Origin of the sequence: Candidatus Mycobacterium wuenschmannii (assembly GCF_030252325.1) — a bacterium.
GTDB classification, from domain to species: Bacteria; Actinomycetota; Actinomycetes; order Mycobacteriales; family Mycobacteriaceae; genus Mycobacterium; species Mycobacterium wuenschmannii.
This window is the reverse complement of record NZ_CP126981.1, coordinates 1231575-1245256: the sequence shown is the minus strand read 5'-3', so window position 1 is coordinate 1245256 and position 13682 is coordinate 1231575. Positions and strand designations below refer to the sequence as shown.

At 66.4% G+C, this 13682-nt stretch carries 16 protein-coding genes; 5 read left to right on the top strand and 11 right to left on the bottom strand.

Going from position 1 to position 13682, the window contains the following annotated elements; genetic code table 11:
- Positions 1-46: 46 nt before the first annotated feature.
- Positions 47-622 carry a hypothetical protein gene (locus tag PT015_RS06020; protein WP_285189574.1) on the bottom strand — a complete coding sequence of 192 codons (576 nt, stop codon included), beginning with the start codon at positions 620-622 and terminating at the stop codon, positions 47-49.
- Between the two features lie 18 nt (positions 623-640).
- Positions 641-1036, bottom strand: coding sequence for a hypothetical protein (locus tag PT015_RS06015; RefSeq protein WP_313825880.1), 396 nt, complete (start codon positions 1034-1036; stop codon positions 641-643).
- 251 nt (positions 1037-1287) lie between these two features.
- Here PT015_RS06015 and PT015_RS06010 point away from each other — a divergent pair, with 251 nt between their 5' ends.
- The 3 genes from PT015_RS06010 (at position 1288) to PT015_RS06000 (ending at position 3642) form a co-directional block, all read left to right on the top strand.
- Positions 1288-1743, top strand: a complete 456-nt coding sequence (locus PT015_RS06010) for an SRPBCC family protein (RefSeq protein WP_285189571.1) — start codon at positions 1288-1290, stop codon at positions 1741-1743.
- Positions 1740-2246: a nuclear transport factor 2 family protein gene (locus PT015_RS06005; protein ID WP_285189570.1), complete on the top strand. Its 507-nt coding sequence runs from the start codon at positions 1740-1742 to the stop codon at positions 2244-2246. The genes PT015_RS06010 and PT015_RS06005 overlap by 4 nt, the downstream gene beginning before the upstream one ends.
- Before the next feature lie 79 nt (positions 2247-2325).
- Positions 2326-3642: a cytochrome P450 gene (locus PT015_RS06000; protein WP_285190952.1), complete on the top strand. Its 1317-nt coding sequence runs from the start codon at positions 2326-2328 to the stop codon at positions 3640-3642.
- Here the strand turns inward: PT015_RS06000 and PT015_RS05995 are convergent.
- Genes PT015_RS05995 through PT015_RS05985 form a run of 3 tightly spaced genes read right to left on the bottom strand, consistent with a single transcriptional unit; the run spans position 3639 to position 7323 of the window.
- On the bottom strand, positions 3639-4562 hold the full coding sequence (locus tag PT015_RS05995; protein WP_285189569.1) for an acyl-CoA thioesterase: 924 nt from the start codon (positions 4560-4562) through the stop codon (positions 3639-3641). The two genes, PT015_RS06000 and PT015_RS05995, sit on opposite strands and share 4 nt — an antisense overlap.
- A 15-nt stretch (positions 4563-4577) precedes the next feature.
- Positions 4578-5471, bottom strand: a complete 894-nt coding sequence (locus PT015_RS05990) for a dienelactone hydrolase family protein (RefSeq protein ID WP_285189568.1) — start codon at positions 5469-5471, stop codon at positions 4578-4580.
- Positions 5472-5529: 58 nt separating this feature from the next.
- Positions 5530-7323 (bottom strand): CocE/NonD family hydrolase, encoded by a 1794-nt coding sequence (locus PT015_RS05985; RefSeq protein WP_285190951.1) that lies wholly within the window; start codon positions 7321-7323, stop codon positions 5530-5532.
- Positions 7324-7507: 184 nt separating this feature from the next.
- On the opposite strand from PT015_RS05985, the gene PT015_RS05980 reads away from it, so the two are divergent.
- Complete coding sequence (locus tag PT015_RS05980; protein WP_285189566.1) at positions 7508-7951, top strand: nuclear transport factor 2 family protein; 444 nt, start codon at positions 7508-7510, stop codon at positions 7949-7951.
- Here the strand turns inward: PT015_RS05980 and PT015_RS05975 are convergent, their stop codons facing one another.
- The 5 genes from PT015_RS05975 to bfr all read right to left on the bottom strand — a co-directional run bounded on the left by PT015_RS05975 (position 7952) and on the right by bfr (position 12471).
- Positions 7952-8392 carry an SRPBCC family protein gene (locus PT015_RS05975; RefSeq protein ID WP_285189564.1) on the bottom strand — a complete coding sequence of 147 codons (441 nt, stop codon included), beginning with the start codon at positions 8390-8392 and terminating at the stop codon, positions 7952-7954. It lies immediately after the preceding gene.
- The gene (locus tag PT015_RS05970) at positions 8392-9225 is read right to left on the bottom strand and encodes a lysophospholipid acyltransferase family protein (protein WP_285189562.1); all 834 of its coding nucleotides are present in this window, start codon (positions 9223-9225) and stop codon (positions 8392-8394) included. The genes PT015_RS05975 and PT015_RS05970 overlap by 1 nt, the downstream gene beginning before the upstream one ends.
- Before the next feature lie 132 nt (positions 9226-9357).
- Complete coding sequence (locus tag PT015_RS05965; protein WP_285189561.1) at positions 9358-9852, bottom strand: carboxymuconolactone decarboxylase family protein; 495 nt, start codon at positions 9850-9852, stop codon at positions 9358-9360.
- Complete coding sequence (locus PT015_RS05960; protein WP_285189560.1) at positions 9849-11954, bottom strand: MDR family MFS transporter; 2106 nt, start codon at positions 11952-11954, stop codon at positions 9849-9851. Before PT015_RS05960 ends, PT015_RS05965 begins: the two co-directional genes overlap by 4 nt.
- 19 nt (positions 11955-11973) lie before the next feature.
- Complete coding sequence (bfr, locus tag PT015_RS05955; protein ID WP_285189559.1) at positions 11974-12471, bottom strand: bacterioferritin; 498 nt, start codon at positions 12469-12471, stop codon at positions 11974-11976.
- 260 nt (positions 12472-12731) lie between these two features.
- Here bfr and PT015_RS05950 point away from each other — a divergent pair, with 260 nt between their 5' ends.
- Entirely contained in the window at positions 12732-12914 is a 183-nt protein-coding gene (locus PT015_RS05950) for a (2Fe-2S)-binding protein (RefSeq protein ID WP_285190950.1), read from the top strand.
- 3 nt (positions 12915-12917) lie between these two features.
- Here the strand turns inward: PT015_RS05950 and PT015_RS05945 are convergent, their stop codons facing one another.
- Positions 12918-13676, bottom strand: coding sequence for an enoyl-CoA hydratase/isomerase family protein (locus tag PT015_RS05945; protein WP_285189558.1), 759 nt, complete (start codon positions 13674-13676; stop codon positions 12918-12920).
- Between the last annotated feature and the right edge of the window lie 6 nt (positions 13677-13682).

Sequence of the window (13682 nt, the reverse complement as noted above, 5' to 3'; positions counted from 1 at the left end):
AAGAACTGCGCCTGACGGTGACTCCGTCAGGCGCAGTTTTTTGTGGCTAGTGCAGCCGGTTGGTGACGTCCGTCCACTCCGCCCGGGCGCCGCGATGGTCGCTCATATCGTGGCATTGGCCGTAGATGCGCGCCACGCCGTGGGCCGGAGTGTCGTTGTCCGGGTAGAGGATCGCGTTGACACCATCCTTGGACAGGTTGCGACCGAACAGGTGCTGGTTGGGTGGCAAGCCCTCCCGCCAGCCGCGCGCTACCAGCGCCGCGGAGACGCCGCGAAAGTACTGCTCGGCGCTGAGCTCGGTGGGCAGCTGGAAGTCCAGGTACACCGCCCCCTGATAGGGCGGGTCGTCGCGATTGCGGCACGACATCAGCAGGTAGCCGGCGATCGGTTGGCGCAGCCCGGTGGTGGCGACGATGTCGCGGGCGTGCGCGACGACCTCGGACTGGGTCTGCTCGTCGGTAGCCGCGGGACCGGGATGCTCGACGGCGTCGTTCGCCGACGAATGCAGCCGATCGATGGCCACGTAGGTCCCGCCCGCGATCAGAGAAGTCACCGAGACGACGAGAATCATCGCCCGAGCCGCCGTTGAGCGCAGACCCGACGGAGCCTCGTCACCGGTCACGTGTCACCACGTAACGGGCTAGCCTCCGAGCGCGGCAAGCAGCTCTTTGATCCGGGCCGCTTCCTCGTCGGTCGGCGTCTCCTCCGCCTCGATGGCATCGAGAAGTTCGGGCGTGAGCCCGGCGCCGTTGGCGGTTTCCTGCGCGGAGAGCTTCGCGCGCCGCCGGATGACGTACAGCTGCTGACCCAGCGTCGCGCCGGGCGCCTCGGACGCCATCGCCATCAGGTCGTCGTACCGGGTCCGGACACCGCTGAGCGACACGATCACCGACGGCGTCGCGCGACCCCGGGTGGCGGCCTTGGTCAGGGCCGTCTGCAATTTGCGCAGCCCCGACAGGATCACGTTGGCTCGGCCGGAGAACTCCGGGTCGCTGGTGTCCGGCAGCGCGTCGATGGCCGCGGAGAACATCTGCATCGCCGCCTCGACCAAGCTGACGATGACGGGCGCTTCACCGTCATCCGGTCCGCTGTCGTTCTTGGACCGCTTTGTGCTGTGGTAATCGTCGATGATGATCACTCCGTCTGAACAGTGATTTCAGGACTTCGAAACGCTAAAACGCTAGCGCGGATCCACCGTTGGGACAAGGTTTGGCCGGCAGTTGCCCTGCGGTCACAAGATCGCGGTTTCCACGCACCGGTCGGCCGCGGGCATGCTTGGATCAGCCAATGCAGGGTTCTGCGACGGTTCACATGGCGGCACCGGCGGGCCAGATCTGGGACTTGATCACCGACGTCCACAGCATCGGCCGCTACTCCCCCGAAGTCTTCGAGGCCGAGTGGCTGGACGGCGCCGGCGGGCCGGCGCTCGGCGCGCGCTTCCGCGGGCACGTCAAGCGCAACGAGATCGGCCCGGTGTACTGGACGGTCTGCCGCGTCACCGCATGCGAGCCCGGCCGCGAGTTCGGTTTCGAGGTGCTCGTCGGCGACCGGGCGGTCAACAACTGGCACTACCGGTTGGCGCCCGCCGGTGACGGGACCGACGTCACCGAGTCGTTCCGGATGGCCTCCTCGCCGTTCGTCGGCTTCTACTACTGGCTCTTCGGCGGCTGGCTTCGGCAGCGGCGCAACATTCGGGACATGACCAAGACGCTGAATCGGATCAAGCAGGTGGCAGAGGCATGAGCGGACAGTGGTCGCGCGAGGAGATCGACGAGGCCTTCGAACACCACAAGCAAGTCGTCGTCGAGATCGGCTCCAGCTGGGACTGGTCGCGTTTTGCTGACCAGTTCACCGAGGACGCGACCTACGTCGAACACACCTACGGCACGCTGCACGGCCGCGAACAGATCCGCGACTGGATCGTCTCCACGATGAACGTCTTCCCGGGCAGTGAGATGCCGTTCTATCCGACGTCGTGGCACTCCATCGACGTCGACCGCGGCTGGGTGTTCTGCGAATTCCAGAACCGGATGCGCGATCCGGGGGACGGCAGCGTGCATCAGGCGGCGAACCTCTCGGTGATGAAGTACGCCGGCGACAGCCTGTGGAGTTACGAGGAAGACGCCTACAACCCGATGAACTTCCTGCCGATGGTGCGCTCCTACGTCGAGCGCAGCCACGCGATGGGCACCGCCACCGAGGATGCCCTCAAGTTCGCGGCCAACATGAACTGGGAGTTGGGCTGACGGCGAAGATCCCGGTCGGGTCGTAGGCTGGGCCGCAGCACTGCCCGACGATGTGGAGGCCCGACCGGTGGCGATCGACTTGAAGCAGAGATTGCACTGGCTGGCTCTGCACGGTTTCGTCCGCGGCGCCTCCCGACTCGGAGCGCGGCGGGGCGATCTCCAAGCCCGGCTGATCGCCGACCCGTCGGTGAAGGCCGATCCGGTCCCGTTCTACGAAGTGGTCCGCGCTCGTGGCCCGCTGGTGCGATCCAGCGTCGGCTACCTCACCGCCGACCATGCCATCGGTCATGAATTGCTGCGATCGGACGAATTCCGGGTGCTGTCAATCGGATCGAACCTGCCTGGGCCGCTGCGGTGGCTGGAGCGGACGGCGCGCGACGATTTGCTGCATCCGCTGCGCCCGCCCTCACTGCTTGCCGTCGAACCGCCGGATCACACCCGCTACCGCAAGACCGTGTCATCGGTGTTCACTCATCGCGCGGTGGGCGCGCTGCGCGACGGAGTCGAACGGACCGCCGAGTCGTTGCTCGATGAGCTGTCCCGCGAGCCGGGCGTGGTCGACATCGTCGACCGGTACTGCTCGCAATTGCCGGTGGCCATCATCAGCGACATCCTCGGCGTGCCCGAAGGCGATCGGCAGCGAATTCTCGAGTTCGGCGAATTAGCCGCGCCCAGTTTGGATTTCGGGCTGCCCTGGCCGCAATACCAGCGTGTGCAGGGTGGACTCGTCGGATTCAACACCTGGCTGGACACGCACCTGGACAAGCTGCGCCGCGATCCCGGCGACGACCTGATGAGCCAGCTGATCGCGAAGGCCGAAAGCGGTTCGCCGGAGACCTATCTCGACCGCGCGGAGCTTCGCGCGGTCGCGGGCCTCGTGCTGGCAGCGGGATTCGAGACCACGGTCAACCTGTTGGGCAACGGGATTCGCATGCTGCTCGACACTCCCCAGCACCTGCGGACGCTCACCGCGCAGCCCGAGTTGTGGCCCAACGCCGTCGAGGAGATCCTGCGACTGGAGTCACCGGTGCAGCTCACCGCGCGAATAGCCTTGAACGACACCGAGATCGCGGGCCGTCCGATCAGCCAGGGCGAATTGGTGATCGTCTACGTCGCCGCGGCCAACCGCGATCCGGCCGTCTTTCCCGATCCCAACACGTTCGACATCGAACGCGACAATGCCGGCAAGCACCTGGCGTTCTCGGGCGGGCGGCACTTCTGCCTGGGTGCGGCGCTGGCGCGCGCCGAGGGTGAGGTTGGTCTGCGGGCGTTCTTCGACCGCTTCCCCGACGTCCGGTCGGCCGGCGTGGGCAGCCGCCGCGACACCCGGGTGCTGCACGGCTGGTCGACGCTGCCGGTCGCGCTGGGCCAGGCCCGTTCGATGGCTGCGCGCTAGCCGCTCAAATCGCGACTTCGCTCCTCTTCATCGCTGGCGCTCTGCATCGTCGCCGGCTGTGTCCCGCCGAAGTAACACTCCAGCGTTGAGGTGCAGACCAGTTCGCCGCTGCGATTGAACATCGTGCCCTGGGCCAACCCGCGACCACCGATGCCGCTGGGTGAATGTTGTTGATAGAGAATCCAGTCCGACAGGTTCGGCGGGTGATGGAACCACATGGCGAGGTCCATCAGCGCCGAGAAGCCCGGCCCCAGTGGGGTGGTACGACGGGCGATCATCGCCGACTCGAGCAGGGTGCGTCCTGCGACGAAGGCGGCCAGGCAATCGGCGATCACCGGGTCGGCCGGCGCATCGCCGTTGGGGCGCCACCACATTCGTAGCTGCGCCGGCGGCGCCTCGGCGATGTCGGCCGCGAGCCGGGCGGACGGGTCCACGTAGCGATAGTCGATCGGCTGCTCGCGTACCCACCAACCGTCGCGTTCCTCGGCGAGGTCGCGGTGTTGCTCGGCGAAGCCAGGCACCGTGTCCGGGTCCGGCAGGTCGGGTGGAATTTGCTGGTAGACAATGCTTTCGACGGACTTACTGAACGACACGACGCCTTCGAGCAGCACCGCGCCGAATTGACGGGCGGTCACTCGGCGGGCGGAAAAGGTGCCGCCGTCGTGCAGGGTGGTCACCTCGAAGTCGACCGGTTGCCGAGCGTCGCCCGCCCGCAGGAAGTACATGTGCATGCTGTGCGGCAGGCGATCGGAGGCTGTGCGACTGGCTGCCATCAACGCCTGCGCCGCGATGTGGCCGCCGGAGATGTGATGCGCGATCTCGTCGATCTGGTTGCCCACGAAGAACTCCGCGTTGACCTGTTCGAGGTCGAGCGAGTCGAGGATCTGGCGCAGCGTGATGACGGGCGGTGCAGAGGTCACGCACGCATCATGCCGTCAAGACAGATAGCGGCCAAACCACTCGAGCACCCGATGCCAGGCGTCCTCGGACGCGGCCGCGTTGTAGCGCGGTCCGCCGTCGTTGAAAAACGCGTGGTCGGCGTCGGGTTCGATGACGATGTCGTGGATCAAGCCGGCGCGCTCGAGCGCGGCCTGGGCCGCCGGTTGAGAGTCGGTGACGCGCTTGTCCAGCGCCCCGTAGAACGCCAGCACCGCGGTCGCCTTGTCGCCGCTGAAGTCGGGGTTGTCGGGAAGCGGACCGTAGAACGGGACCGCGGCCGACAGCCGGGCGTTGTGGGAGGCCAGCAGCTCCCACACCAGCCCGCCACCGAAGCAGAACCCGACCACCGCAATTTTGCCGCCGGGGACGCGATTCTGCAGTTCGGTGATGCCGGAGTTCAGATCGGCGAGGAATCGGTCCTGGGGTGCGGCGGCGAGGGCGGCGGTCGCCTTGGCCGGGTCGGTGAATTGTCCGGTGCCGCCCTCTTCGGACAGCAGGTCGATGGCCAGCGCCGAATAGCCTGCGCCGGCGAACCGCTCGGCGACCGAATGCACCCAGTCGGTGAGTCCCTTGTTCTCGTGGATCACCAGCACCCCGCGACGGGCGTTGTGGGCCTGCGCCCAGGCGCCCTGGAGTTCGCCGCGCGGGCCAGCCCAGGTGATCGGCTCGGTGGGCAACGCCTGTTTGGCGCCCGGCGGCTCGACCCCCTCGGCCGAACTCGAGTGCAGCGGCCGGGCCTCGTGGTCGGCGCAGGCCGCGATCAAGGTGGCTGCCGCGCCGCTACTCAACCCCAGCAACGCCAAACGGCGCATGGCTTCGCGTCTGGTCAGCAATCCATCGACGTGATCGGAGGCAATCTCTTCGGCGATGTATCGCTGTAATGAAGTCATCAAGATTGAGTATTCCCTACAACCGGGCGCCGTGCCCGGATTATGCTGCCGCGCTTGATCAGTCGAGACTGTTCGGATCGGCGAGTGGAACGAGCAGGTGCGAAGGCGTCGGCCCACCCTGGTGTAGCCGATACGTTCCGCCCGCCAGCGCTTTACGCGCGGGCGCGGTCGGGACGAGATGCGGGAAGTCGAATGTGGTGACGGTCAACCGCAATCGGTGGCCGGATTCGAGTAACGCGGCGGTCGGGAAGATCTCAATGTCGTATTGGGTGAGCTCACCCGGAACGACGGGCGTGACCGCCGCGCGGGTGCTGAGATGGTGCGGCTTGAGCACGGTGCCGTCGGGCAGGCGCCAGGTGCGCTCGGGGTCCAGTGCGCGGTGGGAGCCCATGAGCGCGCCCTGCGTCAGCGGTCGCGACGATCCGTCGGGGGCGACGTCGTCGAGATGGGCCACCCACAGCGACTCCGTGGTGTCGGCGGTCGCATGCAGGGTCAACGTGATCGGCCCGGCGAGCAACGTCGGGTCAGCGAAGGCGTCGGTGGTGTAGGTGAGCGCGCCGCGTTGCACCCGTCTGTTGTCCTGGTCGTAGCGGGTGCGGCCGCCGCGCTGACTGCGGATGAAGCTGGTCATCCCGAGTGTCCACTGCTCGACACTGCGGCCGGCCACCGGCCCGCGGCCCACGTATTTGACTGTGGCCGTTGATGTTTGGGGCGCGGGATCGCCGGTCAGGCGTCCGGCTTCAGACAGGTAGAAGCGGGTGGGCCTCGCCTGCTCTAGCGGATAGTCGCGCACGTGGAACCAACGCGAGTCACCGATGGGTTGAAAGGTCAGGGGTGGCCCGGTGATCTCCGCGTCGGCGTCGTCGTTCAGCCAGTAGTCGAACCACCTCAGCTGGACGGCATGCAGGTGCAGGTTGCCGTACATCGTGACGTGATACCAGGGACCCATCATCAGGCGCAGATGCTCGGAGACCGGCTGGCCGGGTTGCATCGGTTGCTCGTCGGGCCGCCCGGCGAAGGCGTTCTGCAGAGCGGCGTAGTTCAGCGGAACTCCGCGCTGGAAGGCGTCATGCCAGCCGCCGACCAGGAAGACCGCGACCTTGTTGGCGACGATCTGCGGTATCACCGTGGCGGGCCGTAGGTCTTCCCAGAACTCTTCGTCGAAGGACGTTTCGCCGCCGGCCACCGCGTCGGCGATCAGCGGTCCGAAGTAGCCGCGCTGCGCGCGCCCGCGCTTGCGGACCCCGGCGATGCCACCGGCCCGCGGCCGGGCGTGCTTGCCGCGGTTGATCACCTCCAGCATCGGGTTGACGACGTTGAGCAGGTTGTAGACCCCGCCGTACGCCCGGATGGTGCGCAGGTGTGGCGCGCCGCCCATCGCCGCGGCGTCCCGGTAGAAGTCGCGCGCGGCCATCACCGGGAAGATCGCCTTCAGCGGCGAGTCCGGCCCGACCGCGGCCGCCGTGAAAAGCTGGTTGATCGCCAGGTAAGACACCCCGAACATGCCGACGCGACCGTTGGAGTTGGGCAGCCGCGATGCCCAGTCGACCAGCTCGACGCCGTCCTGGGCCTGCCGTGCGCCGAACATCTGGAACTCGCCCTCGGATACGCCGCACCCGCGGACGTCGACCATGACCTCGATGTAGCCCCGCTTGATCAGGAACGGGGTGGCGCCGCCGCCGATCTGGGCGGCCGGCGGCGGGGCCTTTTTGCCATAGGGCGTCAGCGACATCAGCACCGGGAATGGTCCGGGCGCTGGATCGCCGGTGGCCGGGTCGGTGGGGTAATGAATGTCGACCCGCAGATTGATGCCGTCGCTCATCGGCACCGCGACGTTGTGGTGGATGCCGATGCCGAACTGCGCTTCCCTGGGTGTCCAGGGTGGCGAGAACGGCGATGGACTGGTCTCCCGGGTGCGCTTGCGTCGTGACCGCAGCGTTGGCATCCCCACCTCCTGCGAGCGTCGTTGCCTGGCCAGACTGTAAAGATCCGCCAATCCTTGCCCGGCACGGGGGGTTGCCTGTCAGCCTTAGCCCATGTCAGTCGACGAAGTGGTGCTCGGTCTGTGGAAGGCCCTGTCGGGCCGCGACTGGGAGTCCTTGAAAACCTATCTGGCCGAGGACTGCATCTACGTCGACATGCCCGTCGGGCCCACGCTGGCCGCCCGCGGGCCCGAGGACATCGTGAAGCGGATCAAGGTCGGGCTCGAGCCGCTGGCCGGCTACCAGAACCATGACGGCGTGCTGCTGTCCAACGGCGCCGACGTGATGTACGAGCACTCCGAGACCTGGAACTGGGCGAGCGGGGAAACTGCTGTGCTGCAATTCGTTTCGGTGCACCGAGTCGAGGACGGCAAAGTGACGCTGTGGAAGGACTACTGGGACATGGGTGGGCTGACCAACCACGCTCCCCCGACGTGGCTGGAAGACCTTGCGGCCGCGGACACGTCGTGGATTTTCGATGCGACGGGGTTAATCTAGTCAGCCGCCGAGTTCGGCGATCTGCTTGAGCCGCTTGAGCGTATCGGCCGCGATCCGGTTCACCTGGCCCACCGCGACGCGGTCGGCGATGTAGCCCCAAATACCGCCCGGCGCCTGATACGACAATCGGAACGTCACCTTGGTCTGCCCATTACCCTTGTCGCGCACCCGGATTCGACCGCGCAGCGTTACTCCGGTGATGCCGACCCAGGCCAGGTCGCGCCGGTCGTCGAACTCCACTACCTCCATCAATCCGCCTATCGGCACCGAGCCGACCTTCCAGTGCGCGAAGTAGCGCGCCCCGACACCGAGGGGTTGGTCGTTGGCGCTCTCCCAGCGCTCGAGCCTCGTCATGAACGACGGATACCGGTCGGGATCGCTGACGATCTTCCACACCACGTCGCGGTCGGCGTCGATGACGTTGCTGCGGTCGACGCGCATCAGCCGAGCACCGGGAATCGGCGGCGGGATGCGAGGCGATCGACGGCACCCTGCAGGCTGGCTATCACCTTGTCGTGCACGGCCTGGTCGTCGCCGTCGACCTCGATCGGATGCTGAACCTCGATCGAGATCTTGGTCGGCAGCGGGATGTGCCCGGCCAGGTCGCTGACGTTGAGACCCCACGGCAACGCCAGCGAGATCGGAATGCTCTTGAGCCGCAACAACTTATCCGCCATCAGCAGCTTGGCCAGCCATTGTCCGCGGGATATGAACAGCGCGGCCTCCTGACCGCCGACACTGGCCACCGGCACAATCGGGACGCCGGCCTCGCGGGCCAGTTTCACGTACCCCATCCGACCGTCGAAGTCGACCTTGTGCCGCTCCCACGAGGGTCGGAACACCTCGTAGTCACCGCCGGGGTAGACCAGCAGCGCGGCCCCAGATTCCAGCGCCATCCGGGCGTTGTCGTGGTTGGCCGCGACGGTGCCGAACTTGCGCAGCCAACCCAGCGGCGGCGCGGACACGACGAGGTTGTGGGCCAGCTGATAGAAGGGTCGCTCGACGCCGAAGTACGAACAGAACGCGAGGGTGAATACGAAGGTGTCGGGCGGGACGTTACCGCCACTGTGATTGCCGACGAGGAGGACCGGCCCCTCGGTCGGGATCCGGTCCAGGTGCTGGACGTCGGCCCGGAAGTACAACGACGCCAACAGCCAGGTTCGGGGCAGCTGGTCGCGGATGTAGTCCGGGTCCCGTTGGTCCAGATCAGCTTTGGGAACGCGCGATGCGACTTGTTCGCGCGCCCAGTTCTTGAGCTCGGCCAGCGATGCCATAGGCCGGTCTGTACCCGGATTTGATCTGCGTCACACGCCACCCACATCTCTTAGGATGTGTTCGAGAGCGCTCGCTAAACCAGCAGTTCAAGCCGCCATTGGTTCGCTGACCCGTTCGAAGATCGCGCGCTGTCAGACCCGGCTGGGCAGGGTGAGCTTGCAGGACTGGCCGATGTCCAGTACCCGTAGCACGCGGCCCATGCCGACCCACATCGCGCACGACAACGCCAGGTCGGCCAGCAGCTCTTCGGAGAAGTGCTCATTGGCTCGCGCCCAGAAGTCCTCGTCGTCGCGCAACACGGTGTGCTCGGTGGCGAACCGGTAGGCGAACTCCGCGGCGATGCGCTCCTGATCGCTGTAACCGGGCCAGGTGCGCCATTGGTCGGCGTGTTCGTAAACGTCTTCGTCGACACCATTGGCGAGCCCGTCGCCGTCGCGGGTGTTGACGCACACCTCGCACTCGTTGGCGTGCGCAATGACGATCCGGGCCACTTCCCGCGTGCGCATCGGCAGGCGGTTGCGGTTGTAGACCGCGTCGCTGAAGCCGGCGATGCCGCCGCCGAGCTCGGGCGACTTCAGCATCCAGCCGGCGAGGTCGTCATCTGGGAAGGCTCCGATTCGGCTCATGGCTGGATGCTACGCCCGGCGCGCCCTATGGGAAGTCGTTGCGTGACAAGCTCAGAAATTTCGGACCGATCGTCGTCCCAGGTGGGTTGGGTGACCATGCGATGCGTGATCCGGTTGAGGGCCGCCTCGACCTGTGCCCGGTCGGGACGGATCTCGAAATTGCTGGACCGAGTCAGCTTGTCGACGATCCAGCCCTGCAGCAGCGACGAGACGAAGTCGACTTCACGCAGTCCGGCCGGGGTCAGCCAGAGCCGGTCGACGTCGCGTTGGGCGTATCCCCCGCGGACCAGCCGGTCGAAGGTGGGTTCGAGGACCTCGTACGGAATGCCCAGCTGCTCGCCGATATCGGTGCTGCGGGCGATGCCCAGCGCCTGCTGGTAGCGGTTGATGCGCAGTAACGCCCACAGCTCCGCGACGTCGAGCCGACAGTCGGGACGCATCGCGATGCTGCGCAACCGCATGCCCGGCTCGCCTCGGGTGAGCCGCGCGATCGCGGTCTCCAGCAGCTCCTCTGGCGTCTGCGTGGTCGGCATCGCGAACCCGTCGCCCAGGTCGGCGGCGTTCTGGCCGATGTCGCGCAGCGGCACCTCGCGCAGGAACAGCGCCAGGACGAACCCGACCAGCGCGACCGGTACCGCGCAGAGAAACACCTGGGTGAGCGACGCCGCGTAGGCGTCGACGATCGGCGCGGCCTGCGCGGGCGACAGGCGGCGCAACGCCTCTGGCGAGTTCGCCGCGGCGGCAGGGGCGCCGGATGCCGCCAGCGCGGGCCCGATTCGGCCGTGCAGGAAGTTGGTGAACAGCGAGCCGAAGATCGCCGCGCCGAACGAGCTGCCGATCGTCCGGAAGAAGGTGACGCCGGAGGTGGCGACACCGAGGTCCTCGAACGCCGAGGTGTTCTGCACGATCAGCACCAGCACCTGCATGCACGACCCGATGCCGGCGCCCAGGATGAACAGGTAAATCGATTGCAGCACAGTCGATGTCGATGGGTCCATCCGCGACATCAGCAGAAAGGCCAGCGCCATCACCGCCGTCCCGGCGACCGGAAAGACCTTGTAGCGGCCGGTCCGGCCGACAACGACGCCGCTGCCCATCGACGTCGACAGCATGCCCGCGACCATCGGCAACGTGCGCAGACCCGAGGTGGTTGCCGACACCCCGTTGACGAACTGCATGTAGGTAGGGAGAAAGGTGAGCGCGCCGAGCATGGCGAACCCGACGACGAACGAGAGCACACAGCACACCGTGAAGACCGGGTTGGCGAACAGCCGGGTCGGCAGGATCGGCGCGGATTCCGGTCCGGATGACCGGCTTTCGACCCAGACGAAAGCCCCGAGCGCCACCACCGATGCCGTGAACAACCCGATGATCGTCGCCGAGCCCCATGGATACGTCGTCCCGCCCCAACTGGTCGCCAGCGTCAGACCGGTGGCGCCGAGCCCGACTAGCAGGATGCCGGCGTAGTCGATCACCGGTTTCGCGCGCGCGGTCAGCGACGGAATCGCCGCCGCCGCAACAAAAAAGACGACGACAGAGACCGGCACGTTGATCCAGAACGCCCAGCGCCAGGTCAGGTGATCGGTGAAGTAACCGCCGAGTAGTGGGCCGATCACGGTCGTCACGCCGAAGACTGCCCCCAGCGCACCCTGGTAGCGGCCGCGGTCGCGCAGCGGAATCACCTCACCGATCAGCGCGGTCGCCGTCACCGCGATCGCGCCGCCGCCGATGCCCTGCAGCGCGCGGGCACCAACCAGCATGCCCATCGACTGAGACAGGCCGCACAGCACGGAACCGGCGACGAAAAAAGTCACCGCGGCTTGAAATATTCTCTTGCGGCCGAACAGATCACCGAGCCGGCCGACCAACGCCGTGATGATCGTGGACGCCAACAGGTAGCTGGTGACGACCCAGGATTGATGGCCCGCGCCGCCCAGGTCGGCGACGATCGTCGGCAACGCGGTGGCGACGATGGTCTGGTCGAGCGCGGCGAGCAGCATGCCCAACACGATGGCCAGGAAGACGAAATTACGCTGCCGCGGGCTGACCAGTCCGCCGCTGAGCTCCGGGTCGGGTGGGACAGTTGTCTGCGCGCTCGTCATACGCGCCAGCTATACCCGATCAGCCGCCGGCTTGACCCGTCGTCGGCGGACGCGACACGCATTGAGCCGAATACAGCTCCTCGCCCAACTTGTCCATCAGCTGCAGCTGCGTCTCGAGGTAGTCGACGTGGTTCTCCTCGTCGGCGATGATGTCCTCGAGCAGGGATGCGCTGGTGGAGTCCTGCTTTTCGCGGCACATGATCACGCCGGGCCGCAACCGGTTCAGCACGTCGTACTCGATCGCCAGGTCGGCCTCGAACTGTTCGCGCAGCGTTTGGCCGATCCGTAGCGAGAAGAGGCGCTGGTAGTTCGGCAGACCGTCGAGCAGCAGGATGCGGTCGGTGATCCGCTCGGCGTGACGCATCTCGTCGAATGACTCGGCACGGGTGTGGCCGGCCAACTCGGTGAAGCCCCAATTCTCCTGCATCTTGGAATGCAGGAAGTACTGGTTGATGGCGGTCAGTTCACTGGTCAGCTGTTCGTTAAGAAGGCGCAGAACATCCGGATCACCTTGCACGATCGCTCCTCACATCTCCCCTGGCACGGTTTCGAGTCGCGGCACTAGACGGTGATGTTGGGCTGGAACGGCACCGCCTGCCGAGGACAAATCTAGTCCAGATCGCCGACATCGGCGCGCTGATTTGGGCGGCGATTTCACTAAAAGTGCTGGTCAGAGGCTTACCTAAGTAAGGATAGCCTTGGCAAAGCAAGTTAGGTTAGACTTGCCTACATGTGGACGGCGCGGTCATCGCAGACCCTTGTCTTCGGGGTCCGCTGATGTACGTCTGCCTCTGCGAAGGAGTCACCAGCCAGACCGTTTCCGATGCGGTCGCGAGCGGATGCTCCACGTCCAAAGAGGTCGCGGCACGCTGTGGTGCGGGCCTCGACTGCGGACGGTGCCGGCGCACGGTTCGGGCGATCATCGAGGCCGCCGCGCAGCTACAACCCACTGGGTCCTGAGTCTCAACTCCCCCGCTTGGCGGTGAAATCCGCAAGCGCGGCCGCATTGGCCTGACCACCCAAAAGCTCTGCGAAATGGGCATTTTCACGCTCGGTAGCCGCCGCGATATCGGGCACAGTCGGCTCGACCATCGACTGCTTGACCGCGATCAGACTCGGAATCGACCGGGCGGCAAGGATTTCCGCGTGCCTGCGGGCCTCGGCGAGCAGGTCGTCGGGCTCGCACACCTTCCAGGCCATGCCCATCGACTGTGCCTCCTGCGCGCTCACCCACTCCGAGGACATCAGCAGCCAGGCGGCGTTCTGCCGGCCGATCAGCTGTGGCAGCAGATAGGACGACGCGGCCTCGGGTGCGACACCCAGGCTGGTGAAGGGGCACTTCAGCCGCGCGGTGGATGACATGAAAACCAGATCGGCGTAGCCGAGGATCGTGGTGCCGATCCCGACACCCACGCCGTTCACGGCGCAGATCAGCGGCTTCGGGAACCGGGTCAGCGCATCGATCATCGTGGTGAAATGCGAACCCTGGTTGGCCATTTCGGGATCGAGGATGCGGGCCTGCATCTCCTTGAGGTCGTTGCCGGCGCTGAAGGCGCGACCCGCTCCGGTCAACAGCACGACCGCGATGTCAGGATCCTCGGCCGCCTCGTGCAAGGCCCGTGCGGTCGCTTCGTAGAGTGCTTCGTTGAACGCATTCAGCGCATCCGGCCGATTCAATCTGAGGGTGCGCACCCTGTTCAGGTCGTCGACTTCGAGTATCACCGGCGT